Below are 20,387 nucleotides of genomic sequence, written 5' to 3'. Positions count from 1 at the left end.
TTTCTAAAAAAATTAAAAGCCATTTTTAGAATGGCTTTTTTATTGCGGATCTACGTTTACCACTGTCTTCACCGATCTGTACGCTCCAATAGCTTTAAAACTCTTAAGAATACGATGCACCATCTTTTTAGTTTTTCCTAAAGATTGTTTTTGGGGAATCTTAATCAGGATGTTCTTATAATACTCATTCCTTATTCTGGCAACTGGAGGAAACTCAGGCCCCAGGACATATCTGTCAAATACATTTTCCAATGCTCGGGCAAGCCATTCTGCAGCTTCATTGGTTTTTGAATAATCCCGGCATTTTAAGGTTAGGCGTATCAGCCTGAAATAGGGTGGATATTGATACTGGTATCTGTCTTCTAATTGCTCCCTGTACATTTCTTCATAAGCACCGGTAGATACCTGTTGAATGATCTGATGATGCGGATTATAGGTTTGAATCAACACTTTTCCCCGCTTTTTAGTTCTACCAGATCTTCCTGCTACCTGTAACATCAACTGGAAACTTCTTTCATGTGCCCTGAAATCTGGAAAATTAAGCAGGTTATCTGCATTCATAATTCCTACAAGACTCACTTTTCTGAAATCCAAACCCTTTGTTAGCATTTGAGTCCCGATTAAAATATCTGTTTCCTGGTTTTCAAAAGCCTCGATTATCTTTTCATAAGCATGTTTGCCACGGGTAGTATCCTGGTCCATTCTTCCAATCTTATGCTTCGGAAAAAGCGCTTTTAATTCGGTTTCAACCTGTTCAGTACCAAATCCCTTTGTCGAAATTTCATTACTGCCGCAGGCCATACATTGATGCTGCATGGCAATATGATACCCGCAGTAATGGCATCTTAGCTGGTTATTATGACTATGATAAGTTAAACTTACATCGCAATTAGGGCATTGCGGTGAGTGTCCACAGGTATTACATTCCAAAATTGGAGAAAATCCTCTTCTATTCTGAAATAATATAACCTGTTCTTCCTCCTTCAGACTCGCCTTAATCTCCTCGATCAGCCTTTCAGAAAAATGTCCGGTCATTTTCTTTTTTCGGTGAGCAGTTTTAATGTCTACTACTTCAACTTCTGGCATTAGTACATTTCCGAAGCGACGGGTCAATTCAACCAACGAGTATTTATTATGTTGGGCATTGAAATAAGATTCTATGGAAGGGGTGGCAGAGCCTAAAACAATATTTGCTTTAAACAGATTCGCCAGCACCACAGCCGCATCACGGGCATGATATCTGGGAGCAGGATCAAATTGCTTAAAACTGGATTCATGTTCTTCGTCTACCACTATTAAGCCCAACTCACGAAAAGGCAAAAATATACAGGATCTTGCCCCAATTACAATTTTTCCTTTTTCAGAATTATCTAGGACTTTTTTATAAATTTCCACTCTTTCATTTACGGAATATTTAGAGTGATAGACCAGGACCTTTTCTCCGAAATAATTCTGAAGCCGTTTTATTAATTGGGTGGTAAGCGCAATTTCCGGAAGAAAATACAAAGCCTGCTTTCCTTTATTAATCACTTCTTCAATAAGCCTGATATATATCTCTGTTTTTCCCGAAGAGGTCACCCCGTGGAGCAAACAAACCTGGTCATTCTTAAAATTTTCCTGTATTTCCTCAAATGCCTGCTGTTGAATTTTATTAAGATTAATCTCGTGTTGATTGATTTCTCCGGCAAAAACCACCCTGTCAGTCTCCTGATAAAATTCTATAAAAATATCCTTATCTATGAGGCTTTTTAAAACAGTAGTACTCGCACCAGCTTCGCTGAGTAATTCTTTTACTTTTAAAGGTTTCCGGGATTTAGCAGTGAGAGAAAAGTAAGACATTAAAATTTCCCTTTGTTTCGGAGCTCTGGAAAGTTCATCTAAAAGCTGATGCATTTCAGTTTCGGCCTCATAAGCAGGATTCAATTTTACATATCGAATCTCCTTTGCCTTAAATTGCTCATATATCTCCTGATTTAGATCTATCAGGCTTTTAGCTACGAGTTTATTTATTATAGGCAACACCTTTTTACGATCCAGGAGTTGCTCAATCTCCTGAATTTTCATTGAAGACTGTCGCTGCAGGGCCTCTACCACCAGATATTCATCATCATCTAATTCTTCAGTTTTTACTTCAGCACTTTTCGACAGTTTTACAATACTTTCATTTTCTAAAAGGAAAGCACCTGGTAAAGCGGCACGCATCACATCCCCTTCAGCACATAGATAATAACTGGCGATCCAGTGCCAGAATTCAAGCTGTTCTTTGGTTAAGAGAGGTTTTTCATCCAGGATCTGATGAATTGGTTTTGCTTCGTATACTTCCGGCGGATTTTGATGAATTTCGGCTACAATACCCGTATAAATCTTATTCTTGCCAAACGGAACGGCTAATCTCATTCCCTTCTGTAAAAATTCAGCTTCTTCTTTATTGAGGCTATAAGTGAAGCGATTTTCAAGGGGTAATGGTAAAATAAGGTCAGCGAAATAAGGCATTTAAAACAAATTAATTAATACAATAGAAAAAGCTGCTCTTAAAGTAACTTACTTCTACTCTACTATTGATTTCAAAATTATTAAGAATCTTTAGTTTTATAAAAGTAACCTGAAACTTAAAGAGCAGCTTTTAATTTATTAGATTTTATTCAGCCCGGTGCCATATTTTGGTTTTATAAAAAAATGAAATATATCCTCTTACATTGAGAATATCAGGATTTTGCTCATCCAGCCAAATTTTACAGCGATATTCTTTTCCTGTTTTTGGATCTACAATGGTTCCGCCTACATATTCATTTCCTTCTTTCTTAAGGCCCTGCATTAATTCCATTCCTTCTACCGGCACATTTTTTAGATCGCCTTCGCATTTAGTACATAAACGATTCCGGTCTTCTTCTTTTATTATATGATCTACTTTGCCGTAAATCTTATCACCCTTTTTATATATCCTAATGATAGAATTTACTTTTCCTTCATTATTCGTATTCTCCCATTTTCCCAGCACTTCCTGTGCCTGGACAGGAAACACCATACTCATTAAAAGAATTATAAATAGAGTTAATTTCATATTATTTACCTAGCATTGCATCTTTAAGATCATCATCTGCAGGCCTGTTGGAAAGCCAGATCCCGAATAATGCTTTTTTAAAATTTATCCCTTCAATAGTTCCTAATTCCTTGTCATTTTTATAAACCGAAACACCCGTATCTGGAATATAAACAATGTCGAAAACATCATTTTTCTTTATCTCTTCCATAAAGAAACTTTTAAATTTCTTAATTTCTGAAGCTAAAGCTTTTGTATCTCCTCCGGTAGAATTTTCAAAACCTTCGTTTACTGCATCAATCATCTTTTCACTACTTATAAGTTTTGAAACAATATGAAGTTTAATACTCATGGGCTCATTAGAAGTAACAATTTCGGTAGCGTCAGAAGATTTTTTTGCCAGATATAATCCCCCGGCATAAAGGTCTATCCATAACTTCTCCCTTACCCCTGCCCCATTTAACTGAAGCTTTTGTCCCTGGTAGGTTTCAGAATTAGGAAGATTGACTCCGCCTACTTCTGTTTGGGCAGAAACTACGCCAATACTCATAAAGGCGATACATAAAATTAGTAGTGTTTTCATTGTGAATTGATTTTATTTAAAGTTATTTAAAATTCTTTTTAAGTTTTAACAAAGATGCATTAAGTTCAAAACCCAAAAGTAACATATTGGAATTCAACCATATATAGAACATCAATATTAAGAGAGCACCAATGGAGCCATATAATTCATTATAACTTGAAAAGTTTGTAATGTACAAGCTAAATAAAAAAGTTGTAATCATGATCAAAACAGTGGTAAATAAAGCACCTACTGAGAAGAACCTGGCCTTTCTCGCCTCCCTGGTCCCAAAATAATAAAGTATCGCCACTGCTGTATAAATTAATATGATTAATCCTATGTAATGGATAAGGTTGGCGCCAAAGCCTTCAGCATTCAGAATACCTAATTCACTTAGATCTTCAATAGCGTAGGTCATGTATACCGCACTAATTACTGATATTAGCAACAACAGTGCCAATATAAGGGAAACACCCACAGCTACAGCATATTGACGCGGAATTGATCGGTTATTTTTGGTATGGTAACTAAACTCGAATCCGGTAAAAATAGCATTAACCCCATTGGTCATTAAAAATATGGAAAGGATAAAAGCAGCAGATAAAAGTCCGCCACGAGGAGTACTGGCAATATCTTCAAAAATATTTCCGAAGAAATCTGAAGTTTCCGGAGGTAAAAGATCATTCATAAAAACCAGAAACTTTATCTGAAAATCGTCAATAAAGGTGATATAAGGTATTAAATTAAGTACAAAGAGAAGAAACGGAAAAATAGCCATAAAAAAACTAAAAGCAATAGAACTTGCCCTGGTGGAAAAAGTTCCCCTTACAATACCACCCCAGTAAATTACCCAAAGATTATAAAGCGACAAGCCTTCCATTCCCGGTAGAATGATCTTTCTGGTTTTTCTTTTCCACCAATCAGAAAATTCTCCCAGTTTAATCTTGATCACTTCCTTTAAGGCCATATTATACGGCTTTTAAGCTCAGATCTAAATTATGAACCGAATGCGTAAGAGCTCCGCTGGAAATGAAATCTACCCCACATTCAGCATAATCCCTGGCTGTTTCCAGGGTAACACCTCCACTGGATTCAGTAAGACATTTACCATTTATCAAATCTACCGCTTTACGGGTTTCTTCGTAATTAAAATTATCAATCAAAATTCTAAAAATACCGTCCGATTTTAAGATCTCTTTGATTTCCTCCATATTTCTGGCCTCTACAATAATTTTAAGGTCTAAAGCATTCTCTTTTAAATATGATTTGGTTTTATCTATAGCTTTGGTAATCCCACCGGCAAAATCTATATGATTGTCCTTAAGCATGATCATATCATATAGCGCAAAACGGTGGTTCTCGCCTCCACCAATTTTCACGGCCCATTTTTCTAGAGCCCTAATCCCAGGCGTAGTTTTTCGGGTATCGAGAATTTTTGTCTTTGTCCCTTCTAATTTCTGAACAAATTCTGAAGTTTTTGTAGCGATAGCACTCATTCGCTGCATCGCGTTTAATACGAGTCTTTCAGCTTTTAAAATAGACTGTGAAGATCCTTCGACATAAAAAGCAATATCTCCTCTTTTAATAGCCTCCCCGTCTTTTATCTGAAGGTCTATCTTTAAATCCTCATCTACATATTTAAAAACCCGCCTGGCGAATTCCACCCCAGCTAAAATTCCCCGATCTTTTACGAGCAATTTAGCTTTTCCTGTAGCAGACTTCGGGATACAGGCCAGGGAACTGTGATCTCCATCACCTACATCTTCCCTAATCGCATTTTTAATAATTAATTCAATTTCTTTTTCAAATTGGTCCCGTGAGATCATTTTCTCTGCTTATTTTTGTAAATGTAGTAAAGTCTTCACTAAAATCACGGGATGACAATAAAATTAGTCTGTATTGGAAAAACAGATAAACGAGAACTGGAAACCCTTATAAAGGTGTATTCTGATAGGCTTCAACATTATATCAAATTTGAATTTGATATAATTCCTGATCTCAAGAAAACTAAGAATCTGGATGAAAATCAACAAAAAACTAAAGAAGGTGAATTAATTCTTTCGGGAGTCCAGAATTCAGATTTTGTGGTTTTGCTGGATGAGAATGGGAAGCAATTCAGTTCTGAAAGCTTTTCAAAATATATCCAAAAGCGCATGAATACCGGTTTAAAACGGCTGATTTTCGTCATTGGTGGTCCTTATGGTTTTTCAGAAGATGTATTTAAAAGAGCAGATTCTAAAATTTCGCTTTCAAAAATGACATTTTCTCACCAAATGGTAAGATTGTTCTTCACGGAACAATTATACAGAGCCTTTACCATTTTAAAAAACGAACCCTATCACCATAGATAACCAGACCTTATGAAATTAGTATTTGCCACTCACAATCCCAATAAATTCAAAGAAATTAATAGCCTCCTACCTCAACATATAGAACTTCTATCACTGAGCGATATTGGTTGTAATGAAGATATTGAAGAAACAGGAAAGACTATTGATGAGAATGCTATGATCAAAGCCGAATATGTTAGAAACCATTATGGCTATGATTGCTTTGCTGATGACACAGGACTTGAAGTAAACGCTCTGGCCGGAGCACCCGGAGTTTTTTCTGCGAGATATGCAGGAGAAGCAAAGAATGATGAGGCCAATAATGAAAAACTTTTACAACAGCTCAAAAAACATCAGGATAGAAGTGCCCAATTTAAAACCGTTATTGCCTTAAACCTGAAGGGCGACCAAAATCTATTTACAGGTATTTGTAAAGGTGAAATTTTAAAAGAACGAAGAGGCGAAAAAGGTTTTGGTTATGACCCTCTATTTTTACCAGATGGATTTAATTTAAGCTTTGCTGAAATGGAATTGGAAGAAAAAACTAAAATAAGCCATCGAGGGATCGCATTCCGGGAATTAATAGAATATTTATCTAAATAGGATTTACAAATTCAACACTATGAATATCAGTTACTTAAATTTAAAACAAATTAAAAAATATTAATCGGAAATAAAAGCGTACATTTGCCGCTTGAAATTCCTCAGGGTGAGGATGTGTTACTGGAAGTTTAGGTTTAAGTATGTCGATTCGCTTCTTATGTAACACTTACATATTATAATCGAATACTTACATAAACGAATGAACGCATTCCAAAAACTTGGACTTGACGCAGATTTGCTCAGGGCCATCGAAGACATGGGATTTGAAACTCCCAGCGAAGTACAGGAAAAATCAATCCCAATTTTATTAGAGCAGGAAACAGATCTTGTTTCCCTTGCACAAACCGGAACCGGTAAAACAGCCGCTTTTGGCTTTCCCCTTATTCAAAAAATTGATGCTAATTCAAAAAAGACGCAGGCATTGATTTTATCTCCTACCAGAGAGCTTTGTTTGCAAATTACCAATGAAATCAAGAACTACTCAAAGTATAAAAAATCTTTAAATGTAGTCGCTGTGTATGGCGGAGCCAGTATTACTGACCAGGCCAGATCTATCGAAAGAGGTGCGCAAATCATTGTAGCCACTCCTGGTAGAATGCAGGATATGATAAGAAGAAAACTTGCTAATATTTCTTCTATTGGCTATTGTGTGTTAGATGAGGCTGATGAAATGCTGAACATGGGATTCTATGAGGACATTAAAAGTATACTTTCCCATACCCCTAAAGAAAAGAAAACATGGTTGTTTTCTGCAACCATGCCTAAAGAGGTAGCAAAGATCGCTAAGAAATTCATGAATGATCCTGTAGAGATCACGGTAGGTTCAAAAAATACCGGAACTTCTAATGTAGCTCATGAATATTATCTTGTGAATCATCGTAATCGTTATGATGCATTAAAAAGACTTGCAGACGCGAATCCCGATATATTCTCAGTAATATTCTGTAGAACAAAAAGGGATACTCAAAAAGTAGCAGAAAAACTTATTGAAGATGGTTACAATGCTGCAGCACTACACGGCGATCTAAGTCAGAATCAGCGTGATTTGGTGATGAAAAGTTTTAGAACCCGCCAAATCCAAATGTTGGTAGCTACAGATGTGGCAGCCCGCGGTATTGACGTTGATGATATTACCCACGTGATCAATTATCAACTGCCCGATGAGATAGAAACCTACACTCACCGTAGTGGTAGAACAGGCCGTGCAGGAAAAAACGGAGTTTCCATGGTGATCATTTCTAAAAGTGAAGTTAGAAAGATCAGAACTATTGAAAAGATCATCCAGCAGAAGTTTGAAGAAAAGGAAATCCCTGACGGAAAGGAAATTTGTAAAACGCAGCTTTTCCATCTGGCAAATGATATAAAGAAAACAGAGATCAACCATGAGATTGATCCTTACCTTCCAACTATTAATGAAGCACTGGAAGATTTCAGCAAGGAAGAATTGATCAAGAAATTCTTTTCCGTAGAATTTACGAGGTTCTTTAATTATTATCAAAAAGCTCCAGATCTAAGTTCTGAAACTGCCGGTAGACCAGAAGTTTCAGAAGGAAATACCAGATACTTTATAAATATTGGCTCAAAAGACGGCTTTGATTGGATGAGCCTGAAAGATTTCTTAAAAGAACAGCTTAATCTAGGAAGGGACGATGTCTTTAAAGTTGATGTAAAAGGAAGTTTTTCTTTCTTTAATACCGACGAACAGCATACAGACCTTATCCTCCAAACTTTTAGTGAATTTAACCACAACGGCAGATTTGTAAACGTAGAGGTTACCAAGGATCAAAAATCAGATAGAGGAGGCCGTAAAAGAGAACGCGGTGGTGGCAAAAGAAACGGAAAAAGCTTTAGAGATAATAAAACTGATAACTTTAAGGGTCGAAGAAGATCTGATAAAAATGACAAAAAAGGCCCCAGAAAAGGAAGCCGAAATAAAAATATTGAAAACTCTGTAAAGAGGAGAAGGTCTAAAGCCTAATTAAAATAAAAATGCCAAACTTAATTCTATAAGTTTGGCATTGTTTTTTATAAGGATTTTATATTTTTAGCCCCGGATTGTTATGAAAAACTTTTTAGTACTCTTTTTTCTTCTCTTTACAGGATATATTTCCGCTCAGGATATGGTTAGCGGAACTGTTATGAATGCAGCGAACGATAAGCCTATCGAAAATGTTCATATAGTAAACCTCAATCAGGTGAAAGGAGCGGTTACCGGTGAAGATGGAGAATTTGAATTACAGGCTACTGTAAATGATACCTTATATTTTACTTATTTAGGATTTAGGTCTATTCGGGTTCGGGTTACCAATGACTGGTTAAAATATGGAAATGTAAAGGTGAAAATGACCGAATTGGGCTTTGCATTAGAAGAGGTTACGGTGAACTCTATAAATCTAACAGGCTATCTTGAAATAGATGCTAAGAATATTCCTATTTATGACAATTACAGATATAGCATTTCCGGTTTAAATAGTGGCTATGAAGGAGGTGACGGTTCTCCAGGCGCAGTTACCAAAGCATTAAGATCGCTCTCAAACCCAGCCGATCTGGTTTATAATATTTTTGGCACCAGGCCCAGGCAGATGCGGAAGCTTCGGCAAATGAAGAAAGACGATAATATCAGGGAGCTTTTAAGGAATAAATTCGATAGGGAAACACTAATGGCGCTTTTACAGGTAAATAGAGCTGAAATAGATGAAATTCTCAATAACTGTAATTATTCTGAAGATTTTATGAAATCTGCCAATGATCTCCAGATTTTGGATGCGATTAATAGCTGCTACGAAGAATATAAAGTATTACAGAAAAATTAATCAGCAGGACTCCAATAGTTTCTTTAAATCTTTTAAACCTTTATCAAAGTTTTCTCCCAGGGCTTTTTCCGGAGAATAAAATATACTTATAATAGTGAGTGGAAATGCTAAATGACCTTTAGTACCCCATACCATTTTAGTTTTTTCTTCCTCCAGTTCTTTTACCCCCATATAAGTGAGAACATTAACCTTCACAGGTTTCACAAAAAGAATCCTTGTTTCATAAACCCTTCCCTGCTTGGCTTTAGTAATTCTTTGAATCCCTTCTCCAACTTTTCTATTGCCTTTCCAGTAAAAACTGGCACCAACCTTTCCATCGTCCCCTTTATATTTCATTAATGCATTAGGATCCCTTTGAAACCAAGGGTTCCAAAGCGGCTGGTTTTTAAGTTGTCTAATAAAAGTAAAAACTTCTTCCCGGGGTTTGTTAATTACCACCGTCCTGTTTATATCATAGTCTTTTTTCACCCAGGCGTGCAGGAAAGCAAAAAAAGTAATAAGCCCAATTATCAGATAAAAAAACAGCGTCATTGTGTAGGTTTAAGGACGATTAAAAGTTACAAATAATTACTGATTCAAAAAGTGCCCAATAAGCTCTTCTGAATTTTTTATAGTTTTTTTGGTCCACTCAAGCCTTATCTGGTTCTTTTCCTCCTCAGAAAACTGCCAATTCACTTTCGAGTTTCTCAATTTAGCAGTCAAGCTTTGTAAAATTATAGCAGCAGAAACAGAAATATTAAGACTTTCGGTAAATCCAACCATAGGAATTTTTATAGTAGCATCAGCCTCTCGCATGATCTCTTCAGACAAACCATCTTTTTCTGTTCCGAAAAAAAGCGCAGCCGGTGTGGCAACATCAAAATCTTCCAGTAACTGAGAATCTTCATGCGGACTGGTAGCAATTATCCTGTACCCTTTATTTCTTAAGTTCGTTACGCAATCACGGGAAGAATTATACCTGTTGATATTTACCCATTTTTGTGCGCCCATGGCTATTTCCTTATCAATTCTACGCGGGATTCTTTCCTCAATTACATGAATATTTTGAATTCCAAACACATCACAACTCCTAACCACCGCGCTGGTATTGTGTAACTGGTATACATCCTGCGCAACCACGGTGAAGTGATTGGTGCGTTGTGCTAAAACTTTTTCGAATAATGCTTTTCTCCTCGGGGTTAGAAATTCCTGAAGGTAATCTAAGATTTTATGTTCTTCCATTTCTGAAGTAAAATTAATAAAACACAGAAATAAGCCTCATTATTCTCAAAAACATTTTTTAAAATTTCATCATAAAAAAATTAAAATTCTTAACTTTTTCATAATTGAATTACAAATGCATGAAAAAAATATTAGTACTCACCGGAGCGGGAATTAGCGCTGAAAGCGGTATCAAAACTTTTAGGGATGCAGATGGTCTTTGGGAAGGGCATGATGTGATGGAAGTAGCCTCTCCCCTTGGTTGGGAAAAAAATAAGGAATTAGTGCTGGATTTTTATAACCAGAGAAGAAAGCAATTGTTGCAGGTGAAACCCAATGCAGCTCATCATGCCTTAACAACACTGGAAGATGTATTTGATGTACAGATTGTAACCCAGAACATAGATGATTTACATGAAAGGGCAGGAAGTTCCAAGGTAACACATCTTCATGGAGAACTGCTAAAAGCTCGAAGTAGTTTTGATGAAAACCTGGTAATGGATTGGAGAAAGGATATTAAAGTAGGTGATTTTTGTGAACATAATTTTCAACTTAGGCCACATGTAGTTTGGTTTGGAGAAGCAGTTCCCATGTTTCAAAAAGCTGCCGAAATCGTAGAAACAGCAGATATTGTTATTGTAATAGGCACCTCCATGCAAGTTTATCCCGCTGCAGGGCTGGTAGATTTTGCCCCAAAAGACGCCCGTATTTATTTTATTGATCCCAATCCAAATATTTCTGAAAGTGAAAATTTGGAAATTATTAGAAAAACGGCGGTTGTAGGAGTTCCTGAACTTACAGAAAGATTATTAGAGGAAGAAATCCGATGAAAGCAGAGTCTATTTTAATAAATATGGAAAACTCAATCGTTAAAATAAAGGCTGTTGCAAAAAAAATGCTAAAAAATCCTGATCTACTATTCCGGAAAAATATATTTAAACCCATCAGCAAAAAGATATCTTTCTAAAATCTACGGGCAGGCTATTAAGGAAGAATTTAATAGAACCAATTATTTCAGCCTGACTTCAGTAATGAAAAAAGAAAATTATAGAAAACTCTTTCTTTTTGCTAATTTCTAGTGAAAAAGCCGCAGTTAAAGTGTTTTTTATGCAAAATATTTTCGATTTAATGCATGAGGCCAATTGTATTAAAGAGGAATTAAGAACTATAACTGAAAAAGAATTCCCAGAGGCAATTGCCGGAAAACAAAGATTTGAAGGAAAATGCAGCTGTAGTTTTCTAGTATAATTTGAAGCGGTATCTTTACGGTTTTAATTTTTAAAAGTAAAAGATGACATCCCTTTCCGCAATTTCACCAATAGATGGCCGCTACAGGTCTAAAACAAAAAAATTATCAGCCTATTTCAGTGAAGAAGCACTTATAAAATACAGAGTGTTGGTAGAAGTTGAATACTTCATTGCACTCTATGAGGAAAAATTACCTCAGCTACAGGATGTAAATACTGAAAATTTTAAAAAATTAAGGGAGCTGTATGAAAATTTCACTTCTATAGATGCCCAGGCAATTAAAAAGATCGAAAAGATTACTAATCATGATGTAAAAGCTGTTGAATATTTTCTAAAAGAAGAATTTGACAAACTTGGAATGGAAACCTCCAAAGAGTTTATCCATTTCGGCTTAACTTCACAGGATATCAATAATACTGCAATTCCACTGAGTCTCAAAGATGCGATAGAAGAGGTATATATCCCAGCATTGAATGAAATTGTGGAAAAACTTGTAGCCCTTTCTACTGAATGGAAAAATATTCCATTATTGGCAAGAACCCATGGTCAGCCAGCCTCGCCTACTCGCTTAGGCAAAGAAATAGAGGTATTCGTGCAGAGACTAAAAGAGCAAATAAAATTTCTAAACCAGGTTCCGCATGCAGCTAAATTTGGAGGAGCCACAGGAAATTACAATGCTCATAAAGTAGCATACCCACAGCATGACTGGAAAAAATTCGGAACTAATTTTGTCGAAAATAAATTGGGGCTATTTCACTCATTCCCTACTACCCAGATAGAACACTATGATCACATGGCAGCCTTATTTGATACCTTAAAACGTATTAATACTATTATTCTTGATTTGGATAAGGATATCTGGACATATGTTTCCATGGATTATTTTAAACAAAAAATTAAAAAAGGAGAAATTGGCTCTTCTGCGATGCCACATAAGGTTAATCCTATCGATTTTGAAAATAGCGAAGGTAACCTTGGAATTGCCAATGCCATTTTTGAGCATTTGTCTGCTAAACTTCCGGTAAGCAGGTTGCAAAGGGATTTAACAGATAGTACTGTTTTAAGAAATATTGGTGTCCCTATAGGTCATACCCTCATTGCTTTTAACTCCACTCTTAAAGGTTTAAATAAACTGTTGCTAAATGAAGAAAAACTGAATGAGGATCTTGAGAAAAACTGGGCGGTTGTAGCTGAAGCCATTCAAACGATTTTAAGGAGAGAAGGTTTTAAAAATCCTTATGAAGCCTTAAAAGGCCTTACCAGGACTAATGAAAAGATTACTAAAAAGAGCATTTCTGAATTTATTGATGATTTAGAAGTTTCAGAGAAAATTAAAAAAGAACTTCACCAGATAACTCCTCAAAATTATACAGGTATTTAAAATTAGAAGTTTTATTTAGATCGACTATCCCGGAGCAGCGCTGTCGGGAAATTTATAAGATTAAAAAAGCCCCGATCAAGGGGCTTTTTCTTTTCAACTAATTACACGACCTACATTTCAGCAGCGTCACTTTCTTCTGAAGCTTTCGTAGTATCCTCTCCAGTTTGCATCCAGGTTTTAACTTTAACAGAATCCTTTTTATTTGAAGTATCTTCAAAAATTTCTCCGATACCCTTAATTGCTTCTATATCTATATCATCCCCATCAAGAGATCTCATGAGCTCCATAATTTTTTGCGGATTCATATTCTCACCTAAAACCCTGGCCACCCCTAAACCACGTTCATTATCATACCCATAAACGATCAATTCGTCTATGGCATCGTCATCACCGGTAAAATAAAGTTCAGCTTTTCTGGCACCACCACCATATTTCATAAGTAACTGATACTTTTCATTTTCGAAGATTTTATCAAGCTTTACTTTTTCCTGTTCAAATTTTTCAGGATTTTCATCTTTCTTAAGAGCTAAAACATTAATTTTTTTAATACTTTCCAAGGTCTCCTTTTCCCCTGCTTCTAAGGAATCACTATTTGTGAACATACTAGTGGGGACATCCAGCGCCAGAAAATCTGTATCTTCCTGGTTTTCTACGTAATATTTTTGAAGAGATTGTTCATTATTACAGGCAATTAGAACTACTATCCCCAGTAATCCAAAAATTATTTTGATTGATTTCATGATCTAGGATTTATTATTCGCTTTTTTTAATTCTTCAGCTCCGGGTACTTTAAGATCTGAAGTTAATTTGGATAATTGAGACAGATCTATATCCCCGGTGATACTTAATATTACCGTCATGGGTTTATCCCCTTCGGAACCTTCCAGGAACATAAACAATTCCCTAACGTAATTATCATTTTTACCGGGAAGCGAATAAAACTTAATATTTTTTCCATCTTCATTTACCCTCATTAGCTCCTCCAGGGAACCTTTTTGAAGATATGATTTAACATCGGTTGCCATTTGCGACATTACATTAGTATTGGAAGATTTATAGATCTGAATGCGATCCAGATTTTCAATAAGCTTCATGTATTCCCTGGCTTCGGGATCGTTCTCACTTAAATCTACTTTTGCCAGCATTTTAAACATTTTGCTGGTCATCACCATAGCATCCACATCTTTCATATCTTCATACTTCTCAAAATTTTGAGATTGGGAAAGCATAGGAGCCAGAGATAACAAAAAGGTAATTATTAATCTATTCATGGTTTTGGTTTTAATTATCAATTTCTATTATTTGATTTTTAGTTTTATTAAATTCTTTAAGGTAAACAAGATCTGATTTTCCTTCGTTCATAAACTGAGATACCATATTCAAAGTTTCTTTTGTTTTTTGAAGAGCCAACTCTTCATCACTTATGGTACCAAGATCATTTTGATTAAGCTCTCGGGAAGAATCGTTGAAGAAGAAAATTCCTAGGCCCACGATTAGAATCGCTGCGATAGAAGTCCAGGCATACCAGTTTCTTGCTGGCTGAACTTTTGGTTTTTCTTCAAATTTCTCTCTAGCCTCTCTTGCTGAAAAGATGAACATAAGCCTGTAGCTTTCCAAATGCTCTGGAACATCTTCATTAAGAAAATAATCACGGAGTAATTTTTCTTCAGCTAATGAAGCGTTTCCTTCATCATACTTCTTTAAAAGCCGTTCTATTTTACTTAATTCCATAATTATGTTTTTTTATTAGATTTTCCCTGATCGCTTTTCTGGCTCTGGAGAGAGCAACCCTAATTGCCGTCTCATTCATTTCCATGATTTTAGCGATCTCTTTATATTCGTATTGTTCTACATCCCTTAATTGGAATACCATTTTCTGCTGTTCCGGTAAGGTTGCAACAATCCTGCCCAACCATTCCATTTCATCATTCACCTCTATTTCAGACTGGAGCGGAATACTATTGCTTTCATAGTTTTGATGCCCAATTCGCAGATTATTATTCTGCTTCAGTTTTAGCTGGTCCAAACAATAATTTTTAGTTACCGTCATCGCAAAAGCTTCAATATTGGCATAATGCTTGATCTTCCCTTTGCGGTTCCATAATTTCAGAATCGCTTCCTGAGTGGCATCTTCGGCTGCTTCTTTTGAAGTTAACAGTCTTAGGGCCATGCGGTACATTTTATCCTTAACAGGATCTATGATATTAAGGAAGGTAGTTTCTTTCATTAAAGTAGTGGTCAGTTTAGTAATGCCTTCTTAAACCTACGACGAACTATAAAGAGATTTGTTACAATAAATTTTTTAATTCTAATTATGTACCTACTTTTAGAAAAAATTAATAGATTTTATTAACCATAAACATGACTATGAAAATATACAATTATTTAATGCTTTTTATTCTTGCAGGAGGACTGTTCACTTCCTGTTCAGGTGACGATATAGATGACACCACTGATCCACCGGTAACCGGACCAGAACCAACTCAAAATCTGGAATTGGAAATAAAAGATTTTGTTTGGAAAGGAATGAATGAAATCTATGTTTATAAAAGCCAGGTGCCAGAATTAAGTGACGATTTTTTTGCAACTCAGGATGATTTAAATGATTTTCTTGAAGAATGGGATACTCCTGAAGATCTATTTTATGACGGTTTAACTATTGAAAAAGATAGATTTAGTTTTATCACTGATGATTATATTGCTTTAGAAAACAGTTTTTCAGGTATTTCTGAAACTACAGGAGTTGAATTCAGACTCTACAGATTTTCCAGCAGCGATAAACTTTTTGGTGTAGTAAGATATATAATTCCGGGAAGTAATGCTGAAGATAAAGATATTGAAAGAGGTGATCTTTTTAGAAGATTGAACGGACAGGAATTAACCATTGAAAATTATCGTGAAATTTTAGCAAGTAATTCAATTACTTTTGAATTAGCTACCCTTGAAGATAATACGGTGACTCCTACGGGAGAATCTGTAACTATCGCTACTTCTACACTTACAGAAAACCCAATTCTTGTAAAAAAAGTATTTGATTTGAATGGCGCTAAGGTTGGATACTTGATGTATAATAGCTTCGTTGCAGATTTTGATGGAGAATTGAATGCCGCTTTTGCTGAATTTAAATCAGCCAACATCACAGATCTAATTCTCGATCTTAGATATAACGGGGGTGGTAGTGTTAGAACTGCTACTAGGTTGGCTAGTATGATAACAGGCCAGTTTACCGGAGAAATTTTTGCCAAACAGCAATGGAATGAGGATTACCAGAACTTTTTTCTGAATGATAATCCGGATAGACTATTTAATAGGTTTACAGATACCGGAGCTGATAATGAAGCTTTAAACAGCTTAAATCTTACTAAACTATATACGATCGTTTCATCTTCAAGTGCCTCGGCCAGTGAATTGGTCATAAATGGGCTTGAACCTTATATAGATGTAGTACAAATTGGCGACAAAACAGTTGGCAAATCTCAAGCTTCGGTGACCCTATATGACGGTCCAAATTTTAGCAGAAATGGTGCAAATCCAGATCATACTTATGCTATACAGCCTTTAGTATACGAATCTGTAAATGCCAATGATGTGGGCGTACCGTTTGACGGTTTAGAGCCAGATGTTGAAATTATAGAGGATATCTCTAATCTTGGAGTTCTTGGAGAAGAATCAGATCCACTACTGGATGTGGCCCTGGATGTGGTTGCCGGTACTCGAAGCTTTACCATTGATAGATCAAAAGCTTACTGGTTTAACGAGTTTAGTGAGTCTGGAGCTAATAGTCCTGCTTATAGAAGAATGTATATTGAAGATCTTCCAGAATTACCCGGACTAAATAAAAGACTGGATTTCGATAAAAAATAATCCTGGTTAGAAATATGGATTTAATAAAAAAACCAGCCGATCGGCTGGTTTTTTTATGCTTAATTATTCTATTCCTAATCATTGAAATAAAATCCATTAGGCGCTACTCCGGCAGTGAATTCATTTACCAGGTCACCTGAAAGGGTATAAATTCTTACCGTTCCATCAGAAGCAAAATCCCCTGCATCTGAGAGGTAGATAAATCCGTTCTCTACTTCAAATCCATACATCTGCCCAAAATCGGAAGTACTTTCATAAGAAAGAAGTGCCTCGGTTGGCTCTTCCGTAAAATCCTGATTTAACTGATAAACCGAAGTTCCGGAAGTGAAATAGATTGAACCGTTCTCAATATCTAAATTTTTAGCCCCTGTTAAGTTTTCAGAAAATTGAATTTCAGATACAACAGCATCGCTACTCAAATCTATTTGTTCTAATTCAGCTGAAGAAAGGGCGAACAGGTTGTTTCCGTTTATTTCAAAAGAATTTAAAGCACTATTTGTAGGTATAGATTTTATAAAGGTGCCAGAAGCCGGATCAAAGACTTCAATAGAATTTCCGGTGCCATAGGCCGCTCCTTCTACATAAATTAAACCATTAGCTTCTTTAACTTCAGAAAGATAGGTGCCTGCTACAACAGTTTCTTCTATTTCCAATGTTTCAAGATTTATTACCGCAATAAAATCATCATCAGATGTTCCAAAATCGGCGACATTAGAAACATACGCTTTTCCATTCAAAGTAGTTCCAAAAAGAGGGATATTCAATCCACTGTCTACCTGTCCCTTAAATTCAAATGTATAGCGATCTACCACCGTGATCAAATTAGATCCATTAGAAATGATGTAAGCATTTTCAGCATCAAAAAAGACAGATTGTACAAATTTACCCAGATCCATATTTGCATTAACTGTTTCAAATATATTGTTCTCTATGGATGTATTTGCAGCATCTAAAAAAGAAACGGTTCCTGCAGATTGTGAACCTTCGTTAGAAATAAGAACGCCTTCTCGGTAATCTCCATCTGGCAATTCTGGTAAAGTATCATCATCATTACTACATGAATTAAGTAAAAAAGAGCCTGCAAGCCCCAGGATGAAAAGTTTTGTGTTTTTCATAGTCGTAAAAAAATTAAAATTTGAGATTTATATAAAAGTTATAATTGATTCCTGGCATCCAACGATCTTCAACATTTTGATAATCTGTATTTAGTATATTATTAATCCGGGCACCTAATTCCCATTTTCTTTCTCTATCAGGCGTATATGCTAATCCAATATTCCCTAATAAGTAGCCTGGAAGATTTTCACTGTAATCGGTTCTTGTATACACAGAACCATTATAAATGAATTGCAGGAAAGGCTTAAAACGATGATACTGAAAACTGATATTTCCGGTTAATTTATGATACGGAACATAAATTAACTGCCTCCCCGTGGCTGTGTTTCTGGAAAAAGTATAAGCATAAGTAGCATTGGTCATTAAAAGACTTTTCTTAGCGATTTTCTTATTCCAGTTAAAATAAGATTCCATTCCATAAATATGCACCTCATCCTCGTTCCCTGGTCGCCAAACTCCATCTGAACCTGGCAGCCAGCGTATCATGTCTCTTATATCATTATAATACAAAGTAAGACCTGCCTCAAATTCATTAAAAGAAAATTGGTTTCCCAACTCTGCCTGTAAAGAGGTTTCTGGGTTAAGTTCAGGGTTTCCGGCAGATGCCCAGTATAAATCATTATAAGTGGGAATCCTGAAATTCCTGGAAGTATTAAATTTCAATGAATAGAAATCTGTAATTTTGTAAAGTGCACCAAACGAAAACAAAAGCGGACTCTTATAATTACTGGTAATCTCTTTCCTAATCCCAGCTTCATATTGAAAGTCATCGTTTAAATAATGCTTCCCAAGTAGGGCTGCTGAAAAAATGTTTCTTTCATTATCGTCCAGATTACTACCTTCCCCTTCGGTATAGGTATTCTGAAGAACAGCGTTAAAAAGAATTTCCTCATTTAGTTTATAGTCAAGATCATACTTTGCGATAAAGTTATTCGCGCTGCCGAAAGAAAAATTCTGAGAATCAATATTTGGAAAATATTTATACTCCTCGCCAATGAAAGCCAGACTCAGAGTTTGATCAAATTCTGAAAATTTGCTATTCCACTCTAGTAAATTCCTAGTGGTAAGATCCTGATATTTTGTTCGGTTTTCTGAAGGACGAATCAGGGAGAAGTGGCGCTCTCCATCATATATCTCGCTAATGATCTTAAGGATATTCTTTGAATTGAACCGGTATCCCAGAGCAATATTTACAGCATTATTAAAATATTCGCCATTCAAATTTTCAGCTCCATTTGGGAAATCATAATCATTGTCACTACTATTCCTGGATAAAGCTAAATTTAAACTCCACTTTCTTTTCGATAATTTGAAGTTATACCGGGTGTCTATAGTATTAAAACTTCCATATTGTAAGAGCAGATTATGCTCATTTTTGTTTTTGAAAGAGATCGAATTGTTCAAATGCACACTTCCTCCTATCGCGCCTGTGCCATATACAACACTGCCGCCGCCACCCCTAACTGAAATTTCGTTGTACCCGGTGGTATTGATAGTATTAAAATCTACCTGTCCATTCAATTGCGAATTAATATTAATCCCATTCCAGATCACCGCAGTTTGCGCAGCGGTAGTGCCACGAAATGAAGGTGATGAAACCATTCCGCGCCCATTTTCTTTGAAAAATATTGGGGTGGTAAAATTTAAAACATCTGTTAACTGCGGCTGATTTTTTTGGAGCAATGAATCGGAGAGCTCGATTATATGCTGGCCTGTAGAGAATTTCTTGAGCTTTACATCGCTTAACCGTACCTCATCCAGCCAGTTGATAGAGTCCGTTTGTGCCGTTGCAGCATTGCAAACACAAAATATTAAAGCGAATAAGAGGTATAAGTTTTTATTCATAATCTGCCGACCTTTATCCCGAAAGTCACTCGATATTAGTTGAAATTCAGGCAGGTCTCCTGGCTCACGTACTGCAATTCACCTTCCCATTCTTAAGAACAGTGGTTTGAAGAATTATTGCAGCCACCCTTGCGGGCAAAGCTTACAGTTGCGGGAACAGCTCAGTTTATGAAGTTTGATTTTAGAAGTTTACGAATTCTATTCTAATATCAGAAATTAGGTTTTTTAAAAATTCGTACTTCCTAATTCATCAATCGTACTTCCTTCTGATTCCCTTTTAATCCGCACAGAAATAAATCGATGCTGAACCAAAATTTCGAGGCAAAATTAAACAAATAAGTTTGGTAACAGGCTCAAAAATTTAAATAATCTTACTTTTGAATTC

General features: G+C 35.9%; 21 protein-coding genes and 1 riboswitch. Of the genes, 8 read left to right on the top strand and 13 right to left on the bottom strand.

The window, feature by feature from the left end:
- Positions 1 to 39: 39 nt before the first annotated feature.
- From priA to nadC, 5 genes are all read right to left on the bottom strand, one after another.
- Entirely contained in the window at positions 40 to 2,493 is a 2,454-nt protein-coding gene (priA, locus tag Q1K34_RS11775; RefSeq protein WP_300438933.1) for a primosomal protein N', read from the bottom strand.
- Between the two features lie 145 nt (positions 2,494 to 2,638).
- A complete protein-coding gene (locus Q1K34_RS11770; protein WP_300438931.1) occupies positions 2,639 to 3,031 on the bottom strand; it encodes a DUF2147 domain-containing protein in 393 nt (130 codons plus the stop codon).
- A 31-nt stretch (positions 3,032 to 3,062) separates the two neighbouring features.
- Positions 3,063 to 3,623 (bottom strand): chalcone isomerase family protein, encoded by a 561-nt coding sequence (locus tag Q1K34_RS11765; RefSeq protein WP_300438929.1) that lies wholly within the window; start codon positions 3,621 to 3,623, stop codon positions 3,063 to 3,065.
- A 22-nt stretch (positions 3,624 to 3,645) separates the two neighbouring features.
- Positions 3,646 to 4,569, bottom strand: coding sequence for a YihY/virulence factor BrkB family protein (locus Q1K34_RS11760; protein ID WP_300438926.1), 924 nt, complete (start codon positions 4,567 to 4,569; stop codon positions 3,646 to 3,648).
- Position 4,570: 1 nt separating this feature from the next.
- Positions 4,571 to 5,428 carry a carboxylating nicotinate-nucleotide diphosphorylase gene (nadC, locus tag Q1K34_RS11755; protein WP_300438924.1) on the bottom strand — a complete coding sequence of 286 codons (858 nt, stop codon included), beginning with the start codon at positions 5,426 to 5,428 and terminating at the stop codon, positions 4,571 to 4,573.
- Between the two features lie 51 nt (positions 5,429 to 5,479).
- On the opposite strand from nadC, the gene rlmH reads away from it, so the two are divergent.
- From rlmH to Q1K34_RS11735, 4 genes are all read left to right on the top strand, one after another.
- A complete protein-coding gene (gene rlmH / locus Q1K34_RS11750; RefSeq protein ID WP_300438923.1) occupies positions 5,480 to 5,953 on the top strand; it encodes a 23S rRNA (pseudouridine(1915)-N(3))-methyltransferase RlmH in 474 nt (157 codons plus the stop codon).
- Positions 5,954 to 5,962: 9 nt separating this feature from the next.
- Complete coding sequence (locus Q1K34_RS11745; RefSeq protein WP_300438919.1) at positions 5,963 to 6,535, top strand: non-canonical purine NTP diphosphatase; 573 nt, start codon at positions 5,963 to 5,965, stop codon at positions 6,533 to 6,535.
- Between the two features lie 199 nt (positions 6,536 to 6,734).
- A complete protein-coding gene (locus Q1K34_RS11740) occupies positions 6,735 to 8,513 on the top strand; it encodes a DEAD/DEAH box helicase (protein ID WP_300438916.1) in 1,779 nt (592 codons plus the stop codon).
- Between the two features lie 82 nt (positions 8,514 to 8,595).
- Positions 8,596 to 9,348 (top strand): carboxypeptidase-like regulatory domain-containing protein, encoded by a 753-nt coding sequence (locus Q1K34_RS11735; RefSeq protein WP_300438913.1) that lies wholly within the window; start codon positions 8,596 to 8,598, stop codon positions 9,346 to 9,348.
- Here Q1K34_RS11735 and Q1K34_RS11730 read toward each other — a convergent pair whose 3' ends face one another.
- Positions 9,349 to 9,879, bottom strand: a complete 531-nt coding sequence (locus Q1K34_RS11730) for an SRPBCC family protein (RefSeq protein WP_300438910.1) — start codon at positions 9,877 to 9,879, stop codon at positions 9,349 to 9,351. It lies immediately after the preceding gene.
- Positions 9,880 to 9,915: 36 nt separating this feature from the next.
- Positions 9,916 to 10,569 (bottom strand): RNA methyltransferase, encoded by a 654-nt coding sequence (locus Q1K34_RS11725; protein ID WP_300438908.1) that lies wholly within the window; start codon positions 10,567 to 10,569, stop codon positions 9,916 to 9,918.
- Between the two features lie 119 nt (positions 10,570 to 10,688).
- On the opposite strand from Q1K34_RS11725, the gene Q1K34_RS11720 reads away from it, so the two are divergent.
- From Q1K34_RS11720 to purB, 3 genes are all read left to right on the top strand, one after another.
- Positions 10,689 to 11,378 carry an NAD-dependent deacylase gene (locus Q1K34_RS11720; protein WP_300438905.1) on the top strand — a complete coding sequence of 230 codons (690 nt, stop codon included), beginning with the start codon at positions 10,689 to 10,691 and terminating at the stop codon, positions 11,376 to 11,378.
- Between the two features lie 277 nt (positions 11,379 to 11,655).
- Complete coding sequence (locus tag Q1K34_RS11715; protein WP_300438902.1) at positions 11,656 to 11,796, top strand: hypothetical protein; 141 nt, start codon at positions 11,656 to 11,658, stop codon at positions 11,794 to 11,796.
- 43 nt (positions 11,797 to 11,839) lie between these two features.
- On the top strand, positions 11,840 to 13,177 hold the full coding sequence (gene purB, locus Q1K34_RS11710) for an adenylosuccinate lyase (protein WP_300438899.1): 1,338 nt from the start codon (positions 11,840 to 11,842) through the stop codon (positions 13,175 to 13,177).
- Positions 13,178 to 13,287: 110 nt separating this feature from the next.
- On the opposite strand, the gene Q1K34_RS11705 is transcribed toward purB, so the two are convergent.
- From Q1K34_RS11705 to Q1K34_RS11690, 4 genes are read right to left on the bottom strand one after another with little or no spacing between them, the layout of a single operon-like run.
- Positions 13,288 to 13,917, bottom strand: coding sequence for a DUF4252 domain-containing protein (locus Q1K34_RS11705; protein WP_300438896.1), 630 nt, complete (start codon positions 13,915 to 13,917; stop codon positions 13,288 to 13,290).
- Between the two features lie 3 nt (positions 13,918 to 13,920).
- Complete coding sequence (locus Q1K34_RS11700) at positions 13,921 to 14,448, bottom strand: DUF4252 domain-containing protein (protein WP_300438894.1); 528 nt, start codon at positions 14,446 to 14,448, stop codon at positions 13,921 to 13,923.
- Positions 14,449 to 14,458: 10 nt separating this feature from the next.
- A complete protein-coding gene (locus tag Q1K34_RS11695; RefSeq protein WP_300438892.1) occupies positions 14,459 to 14,908 on the bottom strand; it encodes a hypothetical protein in 450 nt (149 codons plus the stop codon).
- Positions 14,895 to 15,404, bottom strand: coding sequence for an RNA polymerase sigma factor (locus Q1K34_RS11690; protein WP_300438891.1), 510 nt, complete (start codon positions 15,402 to 15,404; stop codon positions 14,895 to 14,897). Before Q1K34_RS11690 ends, Q1K34_RS11695 begins: the two co-directional genes overlap by 14 nt.
- Positions 15,405 to 15,544: 140 nt before the next feature.
- On the opposite strand from Q1K34_RS11690, the gene Q1K34_RS11685 reads away from it, so the two are divergent.
- The gene (locus Q1K34_RS11685; RefSeq protein ID WP_300438888.1) at positions 15,545 to 17,041 is read left to right on the top strand and encodes a S41 family peptidase; all 1,497 of its coding nucleotides are present in this window, start codon (positions 15,545 to 15,547) and stop codon (positions 17,039 to 17,041) included.
- A 74-nt stretch (positions 17,042 to 17,115) separates the two neighbouring features.
- Here Q1K34_RS11685 and Q1K34_RS11680 read toward each other — a convergent pair whose 3' ends face one another.
- On the bottom strand, positions 17,116 to 18,156 hold the full coding sequence (locus Q1K34_RS11680) for a DUF5074 domain-containing protein (RefSeq protein ID WP_300438885.1): 1,041 nt from the start codon (positions 18,154 to 18,156) through the stop codon (positions 17,116 to 17,118).
- Between the two features lie 13 nt (positions 18,157 to 18,169).
- Positions 18,170 to 20,002: a TonB-dependent siderophore receptor gene (locus tag Q1K34_RS11675; RefSeq protein ID WP_300438882.1), complete on the bottom strand. Its 1,833-nt coding sequence runs from the start codon at positions 20,000 to 20,002 to the stop codon at positions 18,170 to 18,172.
- A 31-nt stretch (positions 20,003 to 20,033) separates the two neighbouring features.
- Positions 20,034 to 20,330, bottom strand: a riboswitch (cobalamin riboswitch).
- Between the last annotated feature and the right edge of the window lie 57 nt (positions 20,331 to 20,387).

The organism is Christiangramia sp. (genome assembly GCF_029937855.1).
In the GTDB taxonomy this organism is placed as follows: Bacteria; Bacteroidota; Bacteroidia; order Flavobacteriales; family Flavobacteriaceae; genus Christiangramia.
This window is presented reverse-complemented; position numbering and strand designations above follow the sequence as displayed.